The 16,958-nt window shown below is 60.7% G+C and carries 15 protein-coding genes and 4 pseudogenes; 11 read left to right on the top strand and 8 right to left on the bottom strand.

Annotated features, from left to right (window positions below):
* Window positions 1–47 precede the first annotated feature (47 nt).
* A protein-coding gene (locus tag J8G26_RS18205; protein WP_142083105.1) for an IS5 family transposase occupies window positions 48–859 on the bottom strand; the annotation gives its coding sequence in 2 pieces (ribosomal slippage) (window positions 48–529 and window positions 529–859; 813 coding nt in all).
* 55 nt (window positions 860–914) lie between these two features.
* Window positions 915–1,142, bottom strand: coding sequence for a hypothetical protein (locus tag J8G26_RS18200; RefSeq protein WP_210570618.1), 228 nt, complete (start codon window positions 1,140–1,142; stop codon window positions 915–917).
* A 125-nt stretch (window positions 1,143–1,267) separates the two neighbouring features.
* On the opposite strand from J8G26_RS18200, the gene J8G26_RS19460 reads away from it, so the two are divergent.
* The 3 genes from J8G26_RS19460 (at window position 1,268) to J8G26_RS18190 (ending at window position 3,779) form a co-directional block, all read left to right on the top strand.
* Window positions 1,268–1,513, top strand: a complete 246-nt coding sequence (locus J8G26_RS19460; protein ID WP_142083107.1) for a hypothetical protein — start codon at window positions 1,268–1,270, stop codon at window positions 1,511–1,513.
* Between the two features lie 19 nt (window positions 1,514–1,532).
* Window positions 1,533–3,017, top strand: a complete 1,485-nt coding sequence (locus tag J8G26_RS18195; RefSeq protein WP_338071808.1) for a DUF3596 domain-containing protein — start codon at window positions 1,533–1,535, stop codon at window positions 3,015–3,017.
* 90 nt (window positions 3,018–3,107) lie between these two features.
* A complete protein-coding gene (locus tag J8G26_RS18190) occupies window positions 3,108–3,779 on the top strand; it encodes a hypothetical protein (RefSeq protein ID WP_210570616.1) in 672 nt (223 codons plus the stop codon).
* 276 nt (window positions 3,780–4,055) lie between these two features.
* Here the strand turns inward: J8G26_RS18190 and J8G26_RS18185 are convergent, their stop codons facing one another.
* On the bottom strand, window positions 4,056–4,505 hold the full coding sequence (locus J8G26_RS18185) for an HU family DNA-binding protein (RefSeq protein WP_142083113.1): 450 nt from the start codon (window positions 4,503–4,505) through the stop codon (window positions 4,056–4,058).
* 365 nt (window positions 4,506–4,870) lie between these two features.
* Between J8G26_RS18185 and J8G26_RS18180 the strand changes: the two genes are divergently transcribed.
* Window positions 4,871–5,317: a hypothetical protein gene (locus J8G26_RS18180; RefSeq protein ID WP_244939060.1), complete on the top strand. Its 447-nt coding sequence runs from the start codon at window positions 4,871–4,873 to the stop codon at window positions 5,315–5,317.
* Between the two features lie 56 nt (window positions 5,318–5,373).
* Here the strand turns inward: J8G26_RS18180 and J8G26_RS19610 are convergent, their stop codons facing one another.
* The 3 genes and pseudogenes from J8G26_RS19610 to J8G26_RS18170 all read right to left on the bottom strand — a co-directional run bounded on the left by J8G26_RS19610 (window position 5,374) and on the right by J8G26_RS18170 (window position 7,393).
* A complete protein-coding gene (locus J8G26_RS19610) occupies window positions 5,374–5,499 on the bottom strand; it encodes a hypothetical protein (RefSeq protein ID WP_273624413.1) in 126 nt (41 codons plus the stop codon).
* A gap of 98 nt (window positions 5,500–5,597) precedes the next feature.
* A pseudogene (locus J8G26_RS18175) lies at window positions 5,598–5,880 on the bottom strand (transposase); the annotation flags it as partial.
* 115 nt (window positions 5,881–5,995) lie between these two features.
* Window positions 5,996–7,393 (bottom strand): acyl-CoA dehydrogenase family protein, encoded by a 1,398-nt coding sequence (locus J8G26_RS18170; protein WP_210570610.1) that lies wholly within the window; start codon window positions 7,391–7,393, stop codon window positions 5,996–5,998.
* Between the two features lie 18 nt (window positions 7,394–7,411).
* Between J8G26_RS18170 and J8G26_RS18165 the strand changes: the two genes are divergently transcribed.
* From J8G26_RS18165 to istB, 3 genes and pseudogenes are all read left to right on the top strand, one after another.
* On the top strand, window positions 7,412–8,104 hold the full coding sequence (locus J8G26_RS18165; protein ID WP_242638374.1) for a DUF1998 domain-containing protein: 693 nt from the start codon (window positions 7,412–7,414) through the stop codon (window positions 8,102–8,104).
* Window positions 8,011–8,265: pseudogene (locus J8G26_RS18160) on the top strand (IS21 family transposase); the annotation flags it as partial. The gene J8G26_RS18165 and the pseudogene J8G26_RS18160, both read left to right, overlap by 94 nt.
* Entirely contained in the window at window positions 8,258–9,043 is a 786-nt protein-coding gene (gene istB, locus J8G26_RS18155) for an IS21-like element helper ATPase IstB (RefSeq protein WP_207375575.1), read from the top strand. The pseudogene J8G26_RS18160 and the gene istB, both read left to right, overlap by 8 nt.
* A 331-nt stretch (window positions 9,044–9,374) precedes the next feature.
* Here istB and J8G26_RS18150 read toward each other — a convergent pair.
* A pseudogene (locus tag J8G26_RS18150) lies at window positions 9,375–11,380 on the bottom strand (copper-translocating P-type ATPase).
* Window positions 11,381–11,484: 104 nt separating this feature from the next.
* Here J8G26_RS18150 and J8G26_RS18145 point away from each other — a divergent pair.
* Window positions 11,485–12,300 (top strand): annotated as a pseudogene (locus tag J8G26_RS18145) (IS30 family transposase); the annotation flags it as partial.
* Window positions 12,301–12,342: 42 nt separating this feature from the next.
* Here J8G26_RS18145 and cadR read toward each other — a convergent pair.
* Window positions 12,343–12,783, bottom strand: a complete 441-nt coding sequence (gene cadR / locus J8G26_RS18140; protein WP_003804130.1) for a Cd(II)/Pb(II)-responsive transcriptional regulator — start codon at window positions 12,781–12,783, stop codon at window positions 12,343–12,345.
* An 83-nt stretch (window positions 12,784–12,866) separates the two neighbouring features.
* On the opposite strand from cadR, the gene J8G26_RS18135 reads away from it, so the two are divergent.
* The 3 genes from J8G26_RS18135 to J8G26_RS18125 all read left to right on the top strand — a co-directional run.
* A complete protein-coding gene (locus J8G26_RS18135) occupies window positions 12,867–15,272 on the top strand; it encodes a heavy metal translocating P-type ATPase (protein ID WP_210570608.1) in 2,406 nt (801 codons plus the stop codon).
* Entirely contained in the window at window positions 15,269–16,348 is a 1,080-nt protein-coding gene (gene lspA, locus J8G26_RS18130; RefSeq protein ID WP_008063278.1) for a signal peptidase II, read from the top strand. Before J8G26_RS18135 ends, lspA begins: the two co-directional genes overlap by 4 nt.
* A gap of 130 nt (window positions 16,349–16,478) precedes the next feature.
* The coding region (locus J8G26_RS18125; RefSeq protein WP_210570607.1) for a recombinase family protein at window positions 16,479–16,958 on the top strand (480 nt) is incomplete at its 3' end.

The following is a 16,958-nucleotide window of genomic DNA, read 5'->3' as shown; positions in this document are numbered from 1 at the left end:
AATTGCTCATTCGGGGTAGATGGGGTGGCCGGACGGATACAGAGCGGCTAACAAAACGGAAGAAGATTGCGAATGCAGATGACGCAGCAAGCCAGGGAAAGCAGGGCCACATGAACGTCGATGCGGCGCTCGAAGCGGGTGCGCAGCTTGCCAAAGGCAGCGAGCCAGGCATGGGTGCGCTCGACAACCCACCGATGGCGCCCGAGCCGGTCATTGCGCTCGATGCCTTTGCGGGCGATGCGATCCTGGATGCCTCGGCGCTTGAGGTGGGCACGGCCCCGAGGGTAGTCATAACCTTTGTCCGCATGCAGCTTCTCGGGCCAGCGGCGGCGCCTGCCGCGTTTGCCGCCCACCGCTGGCAATGCGTCAACCAGCTCATCGAACACCACCGAGTCATGGCGGTTGGCTCCGGTGACGCAAAAGATCAGCGGGATGCCCTGGCGGTCCGTGATGATGTGGCGCTTGCTGCCGAGTTTGCCCCGGTCCGTGGGGTTGGAGCCCGTATACGGGCCCCCCGGGGGCTGGGCACGCTGGCCCCATCCACGCTGGCGCGGCTGAAGTCAAGTTTGTCTGCACTGCGCAGTTCGTCCAGTAACGCCAGATGCAGACGGTGCCACACACCGGCGGCCTGCCAGTCACGCAGTCGTCTCCAGCAGGTCATGCCACTGCCAAAGCCCAGTTCCTGGGGCAGGTGCTCCCAAGGCGTGCCCGTGCGCAGCACGAACAGGAGGCCATTCAAGGCCAGCTCATCACTCAGTCGCGGCCTGCCGCCCTTGGGCGAGGGCTTCGCGGCCGGCAGCAACGGCTCAAGCCTTTTGTACAGCGCCGCGCTGATTTCTTTGTTCCTGTTTTTTCCCATGCCGTATCAAACGCACATCGGGCATTGGGCGATGACAGGCTTTTGTTAGCCGCTCTCAATAGTCAGCGGATTTTTTCTTTGCCGAAATGGCCTTGCCTTCTGTTGTTCGGCGGTCCGCATCAGTTTGCTTCACGGATACCCCGAGGTAACTCTCAAGGGCAAAGCGAACCACGTCAGACCGCGTAGGAATGACCTTCAGCGTCGATGCAAGCTCGATGCGCTTCTTGTCGATGAGCTCTTCCAACTCATCGCTCACCCTTATGTTTAGTTGATTTCGGCTCATGTGCTTCTCGGCTGATTCGGCATTCTAAGGGGTCAACAATCTTTATTGCTAGACGAGTTGACAATGTGTTTGTGCGACATACAATAAAGACGTCTATCAATAAAGCTGAATGACGAAGGAGAAATATGGAAACTGAACTACTAACCACAGAGGAACTTTCTGCCCGGATCAAGTACGACGTGCGGACTATTCGCGAGCGATTGAAGGATAGCGTCCTACTTGAGGGGATTCATTACTTTCGTCCCTTTGGTGGAAGAAAGATCCTCTACCGTTGGGAGGCCATTCAACGAGACATGATGCGGGTCTCAGTTGCGAGACCCACGGGGATGAGCGCCATCCCGATGGCCAATGGAGGTGTACTTCATGGGTAGTATCCGAAACTCAGACACCATGGGCACACTGTTCATGGACTTCAGATTTCAGGGACAGCGGTGTCGTGAATACACGGCATTGACCGACTCTCCAACCAACCGCAAGAAGCTGGAAAAAGTCCTCGCCAAGATCGAGTCCGAGATCAACGCGGGAACCTTCGTCTACGCCAACTACTTTCCCAACAGCAAAGCGCTCAAGCGCTTTGCACGGGCGAAACTTGAGAAGGCGGCTGCCACGGTGGTGACAGAGGCGAGTGCAGAGGCGGCAGAGAAGCCGACCGCGGAGCCGAAGGCGACCGGCCCCTTGTTCTGCGAATTCACGGCCCAGTGGTTCAAAGAACACGAGATCGAATGGCGCCGCAGCCACATCCGATCCTTGCGCTCCACCCTGGACGCCCGCCTGATCCCGCACTTCGGACAAAAGGTGGTCAGCAGCATCACCAAATCCGACATCCTTGCCTACCGCGCCACACTCGCCAAAGTAAAAGGTCGCGGAGACAAGGAAGGACTCTCACCCAAACGCATCAACGAGATCATTGGCACGTTGTGCCAGATCATGGACGAAGCCGCCGACCGCTTCGAGTTTACGACGCCCACGACCAACATCAAACGGCTGCGTGTGCGCAAGGTCGATGTGGATCCGTTCAGTCTGCAGGATGTGCAGAGCATCCTGGCCACCGTCCGCGCAGACTATCGCAACTACTTCACCGTGCGCTTCTTCACCGGCATGCGCACCGGCGAAGTCCATGGTCTCAAATGGCGCTACGTCGATTTCGAGCACCGCCTGATCCGGGTCCGGGAAACCTTCGTCCTTGGAGAGGATGAGTACACCAAGACCGACGGCAGCCAGCGGGACATCCAGATGAGCCAGCCGGTGGTCGAGGCTCTCACCAGGCAGTACGAGGTGACAGGCAAACTGTCCGACTACGTGTTCTGCAACCTGATGGGCGCGCCATTGGATAACAAGAACTTCACGGACCGCATCTGGTATCCATTGCTGCGCCATTTGGGCATGACTGAACGCAGGCCTTACCAGATGCGCCACACCGCGGCCACCTTGTGGCTGGCTTCCGGTGAAGCGCCCGAATGGATCGCACGCCAGCTCGGCCACACCAGCACGGAGATGCTGTTCAAGGTCTACAGCCGCTACGTACCCAACCTCACACGCCAGGACGGATCGGCCATGGAGCGTCTGCTGGCCAGTCGCATGGCCACAGGGCAGGTCATCCGCATGGAAGAGGGCGGCGCAGACGCAGGGCTGCGCCCGGTGCATACGGACCTCTATGCCCCGGTGCTGCCAGCACCGCAAGCCGTACCCAAGCCACGCGGCGTGCACAAGCCCGCACAGGCCGGTGCATCCCTGCGTGGCAACACTAGCGGCGCCATGACCCGTCGTCCCACGGATATCGTGCTGCCGGCCGTCCATCACAAGGGCGAGCCCCAGGCCCCACCGGGTCCCTGGATGCGCACAGGACGCACGCACTCGCCCCGCGCCAGCGCGTAAGTCCGCTCATTCCTTCTTCCGCTCAACGGCTGCAAAAACCGGCAGTCTGGGCGGAGCCTTGCCCCCACATTCATATTCCCCAGGCACACCATGAACGCAAACACCTCTTCACTGTCTTCGCTGTGCACCGCTTCCCAGCCTGCAGTCCGCGCAGGCTCCGCACCCTCCGCAGTCGCCACCCGCCCGTCGGTGCGGTACACCTTGAGCCAGCTGCATCTGTCAGCAACCGAGATCGATCGCCGCCGCCTCGACATCCAGATGCGTATGCCGCAGGTCGCCATCGGCGCGCTTCACCAGTTCCTGCACGACCTCTTTGCCGATGACGATCTGGTCAAGGCCTACTTTCTGCATGTCGGTGCAACGTCTGCGGCAGGGCATGCGCCGACGATGCCGTTGGACTTGAGTGAGCGTGCCGCTGAGAGTGCAGGGACGTATTGGGGCTTGCTGCACCGCCACGAGCGCGAAGTGGCCGCTGTGGCGGCATTTGTGCAGTCCTGCGGCTATTACTGGTGCGCACGCCAGCAGGCGCTGGGTGGGCATCTGGTGCCGGTGGCTGTCTCGCCTCGCACCTATCGCAGCCGGATCGCAGTGGCACAGCGTGAACTGTTGCAGGAGCCTCTGCGCCAATTGCGCCGCAGTCACCCGGAGCTCGGCAGCACCCTGGCCCAGGTCTTGGGCATGGACTGCGATGGCGATGTCGATCCCCAGCAGGTCGCCCGCATTCAGGCAGCGCTGGGTACTGCGCAGATGCAGGTGCATTGAGTGTGACCATGCACATGCGGAAACTCGAAGCCAAGGGCCGCCGGGCCCATCCATCCCGGACATACACAGAACGGATCGACCGGCGTCAGAGGGTTGCGCTGCCGGCAGACATGGGGTGGCGGGTTGGCATGCGCGTCTACTTCCACCTGACGAAGGACGGCGCAATCCAGATAGGAAAAGTGCCCACGCAGCTGTGGCAGGGGCGCTTGCTCTCAGCGCGGATTCAGGGGATCCACCGGCCCCTCGGAGGCCGCAAGGATCGCGCTGGGAAGGCCATCAGAGCGTTGCGTCCTTGAGCTTCTTCAGGGCTCGGGTCTTGATCTTGACCGATGCGGGCTTGGCAGGGAACCAGCGCTCTTCACCCGTGAACGGATCCTTGCCAAAACGCTTCTTCTTGGCAGGCACTTGCAGCAGGCCAATCTTGAGGAGACCGGGGAGGGTGAATTCGCCGGAACCCTTCTTGTGCACCGAGCCCAGGATCGCCGACTCCAGTGCAGCGAGCACGGCCTTGGCGGCCTTGGGCTCGACACCGGACTGCTCGACCAAGTGGGCGACCAGGGTGGTCTTGTTGAAAGCCGTCTTGATGGGTTTGACTGCTGCGACAGGCTTGGCTGCTGCCGCAGGCTTGACCGCTGCTGCGGGTTTGGTGGCAGCGGCCTTCTTGGCGGCGGGGGCCGACTTCGTGGACTTCTTGGCAGGAGCGGGGGCTTTCTTTGCGGTGGCCATGGTGGGTCTCGTGATAAATGGGTTGGATGTTTGCTGACGGAAGAATCCAGACAGACGAATCAATTCTAGGAGCAGGGCCTCGCCGATGCATGCGCAGCCGCCACAACGAGGCTCCCATACACTTTCATCTTTCAAATGCACGCTACGCCATTGCAAGCGTGGCGATCGTTATCGGGAGTCTTCATGTCCATAAGCCCAAAGACATTGCTACTACTTCAAAAGGCGGGTGAAAACCTGTACGCAGCGCGCAATGCGCTGGCCCAGGACGTACAGCAACACGCCAGTCGCGTGGTCCATATGGTTGCCAGCGAACCCTTCGGCAATGATGCTGATCGCGCCTACGCACAGCTCGCAGCATTGCACGGATGGCACACGAGCTGCAGGCGATGGAAGAACAGCTCAAGACCCTGTACGGGTCCGCCATGGAGCTCGCAGCAGCCGAACCCCCGGTGCTGGTGGACTTGTCCGATCGCAGTCCACGCGCACGTGTGCAGCCCAGCGCCCTGGGCGTTGAAGAAGCACAGGACGTGCAGATCAAGCCAGTGCAGCCCAAACAACCGCTGCGAAAGAAGGCGACAGCGAGCGTGACGGCGGAACCTGCTCGCCCACGTCAGCGTCTGAGCGCCAATGACCAAAAGGTCCTGGCCTATCTCAAACAAGTCCTGGATCGACGCAGCTGGAAGCCTCTGACGCAAGTGGCCATTGCTGACGGAGCAGGGATACCCAAAGGCTCAGTGGGCCTGGCATTGCGCAGGGTCATTGATGCAGGGATGGTTCGTGAGGGGCAAAAGGGGAACTACCGGCTGGGCTAGCAGCAGTTCAGTGAAGAGCTTCGATCCTTGGCCATCACAGGCGCAGCAAACTGCGCTCAGGAATGTTCTTTCTTGGCCCCGGGCTCGCATGCCTTGAGCCATTTGGAAGAGAAATAGCCGAGCAGCATCACGATGTTGAAAATCATCAGGCCGATGACGATGGGATCGGAGAGGGCTGTCATGGCGGGTTTGTAGCGCTGTATTGGTAGTGGGTCAAGGTGGTCATGAGGTTGCCCCTGAAAAGTGGAGCTCTTATTGATCCGGCCCCTGTGAAATTGCATCAAGCCGCATAGCGCACCGGCCCGTGCTCAAAGTACTTGCGTGCGCTCGGGCCGACGCTGCACGCTGCGCAAGTGCTTTGCGGTGGCCTTCACCAATTGCAGCTTCGTGCGCGCCGGGGCCAGCTTGGTCACCGCTTGCTTGATGTCTGCATTGGCCATCTCATCGGGGTTCAACTCCGGGCTGTAGCTGGGCAGGTAGAGCACCTCGATGGCGTCGGCGTGCTCTGCCAGCCACGCCTTGACCTGCTTAGCGTGATGCATCCGCAGGTTGTCCAGAATCAGAGTTGCCCAAGATGTCATGCAGCGCCTCAATCTCAGCTTTGCGCCGGTGATTTCCAGCCTCGATGCATTGGGTGTCATGAACCAGGTTTTTCCAGTGCTTCAAGCTCCCGCCGCATCACCAGAGGCAAGCGCGCTCGACCACACGGTCAGCCTGGGACTGTGTCACCCCCGGGCCCAGGGTGCCGAACATCGCCCCCCAGTTGTTCGTCCCGCCACCCAGACGGGTTTTCATGAAGATGTCGATGACCTCGGGCGTTGAGTGCCTCAGAAGTTCTGCACCTTGCAGCGCACGGGCAATCCCCTCGGTGGCCGGGCGAGCAAAGAATTCTTCATGCTGCATCTCGTCAAGCAGTGGGCCCAGCGCCGTGACGTAGGCATCGAATCGCGAATCCTGTCCGCGCACGTCGGCCAGCTCGGCAAACAAGGCATCCCGGGAATTGGCCTCCTGTTGCATCGCACGGCGCACGTCCATGCACATCATGTTGGCAGCACCTTCCCACACGCTGTTGAGTGGCGCCTCGCGGTAGAGCCTTGCCATCGGGTGGTCCTCCACGAAACCGTTGCCACCATGGCACTGCAGCGCCTCGTTGGCCATCGCCACCACACGTGAGCAGTTGAAGTATTTGGCAGCCGGTGTCGCCACGCGCGCGAGGGCTTTTTCTTGAGGGTTCGTGTCGATGTGGTCGGTGGCCCTGGCCACCCTCAACGCCATGAGCGTTGCGGCCTCGACTTCCACCGCCATGTCAGCCAGCACGTTGGCCATCATGGGCCGTTTGGCCAGACTGGAGCCGAATGCGTTCCGGGTGGTAGTGTGGTTGAGTGCCAGGGTCAGCACCTGTCGCATCAAGCCCGCCGAGCCGACCGCGAAGTCCAGACGCGTGAGGTGTGAGTGGGACAAAATTTCACGAAGACCTCGACCTTCTTCTCCCACCCGAATCGCCATCGTCCCGCTGTATTCCACTTCGCTGCCGGCATTGGAGCGGTTACCAGCCTTGTCCTTGAGGCGTTGAATGAAGAACCGGTTGAAGCTGCCGTCAGGCAAGGTCCGCGGAAAGAAGAAGCAGGTCACGCCACCATTCACCTTGGCCAGCGTAAAGAAGCCATCTGATTGCGGGACGGAGCAAAACCACTTGTGGCCCGTGAGCTCATACCAGTGCGCCACGGCCCCGTGGTACTCGGCTGAGTGGGAATAGACCGCCGTGGTCTGTGTCTCGCGCAGGTCTGAGCCGCCTTGCTTTTCCGTCATGGCGTAGCCGATGACCACAGAGGGTTTGTCAGCTACCTCCCGGCGGCTGTTTTCGTAAACCGTGCCCAGAACTTTCTCGGCCCAAATCTTCAACGCTGGCTCACGAGCCAGCCCCGCATACGCCGCGTAAGCCATTCCCGTGGGACAGCCCGTGCCTTGTTCGACCTGATTCCACTGGTAGGACAGCACCGCACGCGCCAAGTGAGGATTTTTCTGTTTCGCCGTCCAGGAGAGCGTGGGAACTTCGTGCTTCCAGGCCAGCGACATCAGTTGGTGCCATGACGGGTGGAAGTCGACCCAATCGATGCGGTTGACCGTGAGCCCAAGTACTACGTGCGCCAGCTGATGGCGGATTTCTCTCCATCACATATTCGTGAGGCGTGGCAGATTGGCTCGGGTGCTCTGCCGTTTGGTTTTGAGTTCATCTCCCGGGTGACGTTCCGGGACGTGAATTTTGGTGAGCTGGCCAAGCCTGGCGAGGCGTTCAAGGTGGCGGACAAGGAGTCTTCGCGACCTGGATTCAAGCTGTGCAAGCACTGCGGCAAGGTGCAAAAGCCTCCTCGACGAAGTAGCGACCCGAGCGGGCAAAGCCATAGCTTCGATTGCCCCAAGTACGGTGATGACAGTCCTGCCAACTTGCTGGAGTGCCTGTACCTGTACCGAGAGTTCGAGTCGGAGGCTTTGCGGATTCTGGTGCCGTATACGAAGAACGGCATGGACGAGAGCGTGGTCCAGTCCTTCATGGCGGCCGTGCAGTTGGGGCTCAAGCGCCGATTTGGTGGCAAGGTGGACCACTTGCGCATGGTGCTGCAGGACGAGCCTGGCAAAGACGGTGGGCCGCGCCGCCATTACGTCATGCTGTACGACTCGGTACCCGGCGGCACAGGCTACTGGCCGAGGTGCCCAAGCAAGGGCTGGACGCCGTGCTGGTGGCGGTGGAGTTGGCCCTGGAGAGTGCGCCGCCATCGGGGCGGGTGAGCACCGAGCACGTCATCAACGTGCTCGGCCGCCTGCAAGCGCAGCCCCTGCCCGAGACGGTTGCGACCAACCTGCAAGTGAGCCAGACACCCCTGGCCGACACGGCGCGCTATGACAGCCTGCGCGCTGGCAGCGACATGCAGGAGGCCGATCATGCGTGAGCTGGACAAGGAGTTCAAAGAGCTGCGCCTGTACGGCATGGCCGGGGCCTGGGAGGACCTGGTCAAGCAAGGCGGCCACGCCACGCTGGAGAGCTCGCGCTGGCTGCTGGAGCACCTGCTGCAAGCGGAAGTCACGGACAGGGCCATGCGCTCAGTGAGCTACCAGATGCACACGGCGAAGTTCCCCGTGCACCGCGACCTGGCGGGCTTCGACTTCGAATGCTCGCCCGTGGACAAAAAGCTCATCGAGCAGTTGGCCAGCATGGCGTTCACCGAGCAGGCGCACAACGTGGTGCTGGTGGGTGGCCCCGGCACGGGCAAGACGCATCTGGCCACGGCCATCGGCGTGGCGGGCATCACGCGCCATGGCTCACGCGTGCGGTTTTACTCCACGGTGGATCTGGTCAACGCACTGGAGCAGGAGAAGGCCCAAGGCAAGGCAGGCCGCATCGCAGCGAGCTTGCAGCGCATGGACCTGATCATCCTTGATGAGCTGGGCTACCTGCCCTTCAGCCAGGCAGGCGGCGCCTTGCTGTTCCACCTGCTGAGCAAGCTCTACGAGCAGACCAGCGTGATGATCACCACCAACCTGGACTTCAAGGAATGGTCCAGCGTGTTCGGCGACGCCAAGATGACCACGGCACTGCTGGATCGACTCACGCACCACTGCCACATCGTCGAGACGGGCAACGAGTCCCACAGGTTCATGCACAGCACAGCCGTGGCCAAGAAACGCATCAAGGCACGCGAACAGGCCAAGAAGGCTGAGCCGTTCTGAGCGGTTCAAGGGCAAGCCGCTACGGGCTTCGCCCTGCGCGGCTTGCCCTCAACGGACGACCACCGAGCTCGATCACCAAGGAGACCAAAACCGACCCAAGGCACTACACTTATCCACAGCCGACCTTCACAGGTTGGCCATTAGCCCTGGCTCAAAATTCAATCGGCACGGTGGCTCAATTTTGAATCGGCGCCAACATATGTGTCGTATGTTGCACCGAACTGCTTGTGCATTTCGTTCTCTTCGGTGATTGCGAGACGTCCGTGTAATACCTACAGACCGAGCTGCGCGCCCAGAATGGGACCCTCACGACGAAGCAACTGGAACCCGTTCATTTCATGCCGCGCAACCGCAGTGCGTTAAAGATCACCGAAGCCGAACTCAAGCTCATCGCCAGTGCCGCGATCATCGGAGACAGCAGCCAGCCGGTGAACGGGTAGAGCACGCCGGCGGCGATCGGTACACCAATGCCGTTGTAGACAAAGACGAACATCAAGTTCTGCCGCATGTTGCGCACGGTGTCGATGGATATCTGACGTGAGGCAGCGATACCGCGCAGGTCACCCTTGATCAGCGTGATCTGTCCGCTGTTCATCGCCACATCGGTGCCCGTCCCCATCGCAACGCCAACGTCGGCCTTGGCCAGCGCCGGGGCATCGTTGATGCCATCCCCCGCCATCGCGACGACGTGGCCTTCCTTCTGCAGTTTTTCCACCAATGCCAACTTGTCGGCGGGCTTGACCTCGCCGTGCACTTCATCGATGCGTAGCCTGGCACCGACCGCCCTCGCCGTGGTGAGGCCATCGCCAGTGGTCATGATGATGCGCAGACCGCTGTCGTGCAGGGTTTGGTGGCCTCGTGTGTGCTCTCCTTGATGGAGTCGGTCACCGCCAGAATGCCCGCAAAATGGCCATCAACGGCCAGATGCATGGTGCTGGCACCTTCGCCGCGCAGGCGTTCGCCATCTGCTTGCAATGCAGCAACCGACACGCCCTCCTGCTCCATCAACGCCGTATTGCCCAGCGCCAGGCGCTTGCCTTCGACGGTGCCTCGCACGCCAATGCCGCTGCCTGAATCGAAGTCGGTTGGCTTGCTAAGCGGCATACTTTTGGCGCGTGCCGCGCTGACGATGGCGTCGGCCAGCGGATGCTCGCTGCCTTGGTCCAGACTAGCCGCCAGACGCAACACTTCATCAGGCGTGTAGCCTGTGGCCGCAATGGCGGTGTCGAATGTCGGTTTGCCCTCTGTCAGCGTACCGGTCTTGTCCACGATCAAGGTATCGACTTCACGCATTCTCTCGATCGCGCCAGCATCGCGGAACAGAACACCTTGTGTGGCAGCGCGTCCGGTGGCCACCATCACCGACATCGGCGTGGCCAGCCCCAGCGCACAGGGGCAGGCGATGATCAATACTGCGACGGCGTTGATCAGACCGAACACCCAGCTCGGCTCGGGAACGGACAGACCCCAGACGAAGAAGGTGGTGATCGCGATGAGCACCACCACGAGAACGAACTTGCCAGCCACCACGTCAGCCATGCGCTGCATCGGTGCCTTCGAGCGCTGGGCATTGGCCACCATCTGCACGATCTGCGACAGCACGGTCGCTGCACCGACTTTTTCCGAGCGCATCACCAGAGCACCGCTGGTGTTGAGCGTGGCGCCGATCAGTTTGTCGCCCAAGCGCTTGGTTACCGGAACGGGCTCGCCGGTGAGCATGGATTCATCCACCGCGCTGCGGCCTTCGGTAACGACGCCATCGACCGGGACTTTCTCGCCAGGGCGCACGCGCAGCAGATCGCCGACATGCACCTGGTTCAGTTGCACATCTTCCTCACTTCCATCCGCGTTGATGCGCCGCGCAGTCTTGGGCGCCAACCCGAGTAAGGACTTGATAGCCGCCGAGGTTTGCGAACGCGCCTTCAATTCGAGGATCTGACCCAGCATCGTCAGCGAAATGATGACCACGGCGGCCTCGAAGTACACGGCCACGCGACCCATCGAAACAAACGATTCGGGAAACACGCCCGGCGCCAACGTGGCGGCGACGCTGTAGACAAAAGCTGCCGCGGTGCCCAGGCTGATTAGCGTCCACATGTTCGGGCTTCGATGAACGATGGACTGCCAGCCACGCACAAAGAACGGCCAGGCGGCCCACAGCACCACCGGCAGCGACAGCACCAGCTCGACCCAGCTCTGGGTTGCCATGTTGAACCATCCCAGACGATGGCCGAACATGGCCAGGGTGGTGACGATCAGCGTGAGCGGCAACGTCCACCAGAAGCGTCGCTGAAAATCCTTCAGCTCACTGTTGTCTTCCGCGTCCAAGGGGATGATAGGCTCNCCTTCAGCTCACTGTTGTCTTCCGCGTCCAAGGGGATGATAGGCTCGGCGGTCTCAAATCTGAAGTGCAACACCCTCACCGAGGGTAATGTACGCAAATGGGAACGAGATACGAACACTTGCAGCCAGAAGACAGGGTGACGTTGGCATCGCTGCGCCAGCAGGGCTGGAGCATCAGGGCCATAGCCCGCCTTCAAGGCCGCAGCCCCAGCACCATCAGCCGTGAGTTGCGGCGCAACGCCTGCCATGGCAGTTATGCCAGCGTGCCTGCGCAGCACCTGTGCCAGCAACGGCGCATTCAGGCCAGGCCATGCCCGAAGCTGCACAGCTGCGGGGCGTTGTGGACTCTTGTGACCACCATGCTGTGCTGGCTGTGGTCGCCCCAGCAGATTGCATGCACACTCCAGCGCATGTATCCCCAGGACCCAACCATGCATGCCTCGCACGAGAGCATCTACACCGCCATCTATGCCTACCCGCGCGGTGAGTTGCGCCGCCAGCTCATCGCACTGCTGCGCCAAGGCAAGAGTACACGCCGCCCGCGTTCAGCAGGCTCTGATCGGCGTGGTCAGATTCCAGACATGGTCTCTATCCATGTTCGCCCACCCGAGGTCAATGATCGCGTGATCCCGGGGCATTGGGAGGGGGATCTGATCAAGGGTGCTGGCAACCAATCGGCGGTGGGTGTGCTGGTAGAGCGCTCAACGCGCTTGGTGCTGCTGTGCAAGATGCCTGACGCATCCGCAGACAGTGCGCTGGCCGCGTTCACCAACAAGCTGCGCCAGATCGCACAGCCGATGCGCCAGACGCTCACCTACGACCAGGGCAAGGAGATGGCCCGGCACAAGGAACTCGCCCAAGCCCTTGGCATGCGGGTGTACTTTTGTGATCCGCACAGCCCTTGGCAAAAAGGGGTCGCCTCAGAAAACGGAAAATAAAGCACGCTAAGCCCTTACTTACCCAGATGTTTGACTGTTCGTGGCACTTTCACCATGGCAATTGCAATTGCCCAACCCTTGCAAAATGCCGCACGCCTCTACAGATCGAGAGCCAGAACACTTCTCGCGCAAATCAACCAAGTGCCGCTTTAACTGCAACAGCGCGGACACACGCATTTCCACCTGTTGAATATGGGCCTCCAGCAGCGTGTTGACCTCCCCACAGTCCTGCATCGGGTTGTCTCGCAGACCCAGCAATGCGCGAATCTCGCTCAACGTCATGTCGAGCGAACGGCAATGACGGATGAATTGCAAGCGCTCAATGTGCGCCTCACCGTACAGCCGGAAGTTGCCACCGCTTCGCGCTGGCTTCGGCAGTAGCCCTTCCTTCTCGTAGTAGCGGATGGTCACAACCTCGCATCCAGAGCGCTTGGCGAGGTCGCCAATTCTGATTTCCATGCATCAATCTCCTTTATTTCACTTGACTCTATAGTAACTATAGGGTTTGTAATGGAAGTTGTATAGATTTGAAGGAGTTATTTATGAGCGAATGCGCTTCCACGGCGTGTGGCTGCTCGGCTGGGCCGATCATCCAACCCACGACACAAGCCCCAGCGACAACCGGATCGGCTCAAGCGGTGTATCGCATCGAGAACATGGACTGCCCCACGGAAGAGGCGCTGATCCGAGGCAAGCTGGTCGGGCTGGCGGGGGTGGTTGGTCTTGAGTTCAACCTGATGCAGCGTACTTTGGCCGTTCGGCACGAACTGCCTTCGTTGTTTCCCGTTGAGCAGGCGCTAACCGCCATCGGCATGCAAGCCGTGCGCATGGATCAGGCATCGACCGGGCAAACGACCAAGCTGTCCATTACCAAAATGGATTGCCCGACCGAAGAGACGTTGATCCGCAACAAGCTCGGTACCATGGCCGGAGTTGCCGATCTCGATTTCAACCTGATGCAGCGCACGCTGTCGGTACGCCATGCGGACCAGGTTCTGCCGGACGTGCTCGCGGCACTGCAAGCGCTTGGATTCGAGGCGCAGGTGTTGGACACCGCAGAGGCCGCATCGCCATCCGCATCCCTTGTGACCACGCCGACCAACTGGTGGCCGCTGGGCATCTCCTTTGTAACTGCATCGGCGGCCGAGGCGGTCTACTGGCTCCACAACGGCAATCATTGGTCGGCCGTCGTTCTGGCGCTCGTCGCGGTCTTCACCGGCGGTCTGTCCACCTACAAGAAAGGTTGGATTGCGCTCAAGAACCGTAATCTCAACATGAACGCCCTGATGTCGATTGCCGTCACGGGTGCCATGTTGATCGGGCACTGGCCCGAGGCGGCAATGGTGATGGTGCTTTTCGCGCTGGCCGAGGTGATCGAAGCCAAGTCGCTGGATCGCGCCCGCAATGCCATCCGTGGCCTGCTCGACCTGACCCCGGAACAGGCCACGGTGCAGCAGGCTGACGGCACATGGCGCGAGGTGGGTGCAAAGCAAATTGCCATCGGTAGCCGCGTCCGGGTCAAGCCAGGTGAGCGCATCGCCCTGGATGGTGAGGTGCTGGAAGGCCGCTCTGCCGTCAACCAAGCCCCGATCACGGGTGAAAGCCTTCCGGTCGAGAAATCCCCCGGTGATCCGGTGTTTGCGGGCACGATCAACGAATCCGGTTCATTCGAGTACCGCGTCACCGCCGTGGCCAGCAACTCCACATTGGCCCGCATCATTCACGCGGTAGAGGCTGCCCAAGGAAGCCGTGCGCCGACTCAGCGCTTTGTCGATCAGTTCGCCCGCTGGTACACGCCCATTGTTTTCGGTGTTGCCATCGCCGTCGCGTTGTTGCCACCGCTGTTCATGGGTGCGGCATGGCTCGACTGGATTTACCGTGCATTGGTTCTGCTGGTGGTCGCCTGCCCGTGCGCACTGGTGATCTCTACGCCGGTCAGCATCGTCAGCGGCCTGGCCGCTGCCGCCCGCCACGGCATTCTCATCAAGGGCGGCGTCTATCTGGAAGAAGGCCGCAAGCTGCGCTGGCTGGCTCTGGACAAGACCGGCACGATCACGCACGGCAAGCCCGCACAGACCGATTTTGTCACTTGGGGCAATGCACTCGCCGCAAACAGCCGCAGCATCGCTGCCAGTCTGGCGGCTCGTTCCGACCACCCTGTATCCAAAGCGGTGGCACAAGCCGCGCAGACGGATGGGGTTGCCTTACTCGACGTAGCCGAGTTCAGCGCGCTGCCCGGTCGGGGCGTGCAAGGCCAAATCAACGGTGAGACCTACCATCTTGGCAACCAGCGGATGCTCGAAGCGCTGGGGCAATGCACACCAGAACTGGAACAGCGCATCGCGGCGCTGGAAACCATGGGTAAAACTGTCGTGATGTTGGTCAGCGCAAAAGGGGTTCATGCCTTATTTGCCGTAGCGGACACCATCAAGGAAAGCAGCAGGAGCGCCATTGCCGAGCTTCATGCACTGGGCATCAACACCATGATGCTGACCGGCGACAACCCCCACACGGCACAGGCCATTGCCGCACAAGCCGGGATCGACAGTGCGCAAGGCAATCTGCTCCCAGACGACAAACTGCGCGAAGTTGAGCTACTGGCCATAAAGGGCAAGGTCGGCATGGTCGGTGATGGCATCAACGATGCCCCGGCCTTGGCGCGTGCGGACATCGGCTTTGCCATGGGAGCGGCTGGCACCGATACCGCCATCGAGACCGCTGACGTGGCCCTGATGGACGACAACCTGGGCAAGATTCCGACCTTCGTGCGCCTGTCGCGTGCGACGGCGCAGGTGCTGATGCAAAACATTGTGCTGGCCCTTGGCATCAAGGCAGTATTTCTGGTGCTGACCTTCACGGGTCAAGCGACCATGTGGATGGCGGTGTTTGCTGATATGGGGGCCAGCTTGCTCGTCGTTGGCAATGGCTTGAGGCTGTTGCGCAAATGAGCTGGAAATTCTTTCTCTACGACTGGGGTGGTCTAAACATCGCGTTGTTCCAAGCCATCAACATGAGCACACCTGCAGCGCTGGAACCGCCGGTATCGTTCTTCAACCTTGTGATAGGCAACTACTGGACTGCACCACTGATGCTCTTGGCGATGTGGGGATGGTCAAAGTCGGCACCTGACCCAACGCGGGCCGATGCCATCCGGTACAGACTCAGAGTCTTTAGCGTGGCCTTTGCGTTGGCATTTCTCGTCGCCACCATCTTGAAGCTATGGATCGACTTTCCACGCCCGCCTGCCGTTTTTGGCGACATGGTGCGCGTTATCGGGGGCATCGAACGACACTACAGCCTGCCCAGCGGGCATGCCACCTATGCCGCGCTGGTGGTCGGCGCGCTCTGGCCTTTGATAGGCCGTCGTGGCCGCATCGGCTTGGTGTTGTACGCCGCATTGGTCGGTTGGTCACGCATCGCAGCCGGAATGCACTTTCCTGCCGATGTGCTGGCGGGGTGGGTACTTGGATTGAGCTGCACGGCGCTCGCCGGGTGGCTGATGCCGCTGGCCGCCCCTGTGTGGCAATCGGCTCGCCGCACATCGACTTGGGTCTGGTTCGCAGTGGCCGCCAGTTCTGTCATGACAGATCAGCTCGCAAAGTTCGCCATCACCCGCACGTTTGCCTACGGTGAACAGGTCGAAGTCAGCACCTTCTTCAACATTGTCCATGTCCTGAATCCCGGCGCGGCATTCAGCTTTCTGGCGAACGCTGGCGGCTGGCAACGTTACTTTCTCATGGCGCTGGGTCTGGTCGTTTCTGCTTGGCTGGGCCGCATGCTGTGCCAGCAGCGGCCACGCCTTGAAGCGGTGGGCTACAGCCTGATCCTTGGTGGTGCGCTCGGCAATGTCGTGGATCGTGTGCTGCGTGGATCGGTTGTCGATTTCCTCGACTTCCATTGGCAGCTTGTGCACTGGCCCGCCTTCAACCTCGCTGATGTGGCGATAACTATCGGAGCGCTCTGCCTGTTCTTGACGGTTGTACCGAAAAGCAGTAGAGGCACAGAGGCCGATGTGTCCGGTTAAGCTATACCCTAACCTGGCGTCAGATCATCCGGTGAGGAAACGTCAGAATAGAGCCACCTTGCGGATTGTTTGACACAGGCCGTCAAAGGTCATAGATTTCTTCCTGACACATTTCCCTCAGGAGGATACCTTGCACGGTCAGCGCATCGGTTACGTCCGCGTCAGCAGCTTCGACCAGAACCCGGAGCGGCAACTGGAACAGGTTCCGGTGGACAAGTTGTTCACCGACAAGGCGTCGGGCAAGGACACACGGCGGCCCGAACTGGAACGGCTGCTCGCCTTCGTGCGCGAAGGCGACACGGTCGTGGTGCACAGCATGGATCGTCTGGCGCGCAACCTCGACGACCTGCGCCGCCTGGTGCAGAGCCTCACCCATCGCGGCGTGCGCATCGAATTCGTGAAGGAGCATTTAACCTTCACCGGCGAGGACTCACCGATGGCGAACCTGATGCTCTCGGTGATGGGCGCGTTCGCCGAGTTCGAGCGCGCCTTGATCCGCGAGCGTCAGCGCGAGGGTATTGCGCTTGCCAAGCAACGCGGTGCTTACCGTGGCAGGAAGAAATCCCTGCCGTCTGAGCGTATTGCCGAACTGCGCCAACGTGTCGAGGCT

The organism is Acidovorax sp. JG5 (assembly GCF_017939685.1).
Classification (GTDB): domain Bacteria; phylum Pseudomonadota; class Gammaproteobacteria; order Burkholderiales; family Burkholderiaceae_C; genus Acidovorax.
The sequence above is the reverse complement of the archived record's forward strand: the minus strand, read 5'-3'. Positions and strand labels throughout refer to the sequence as shown.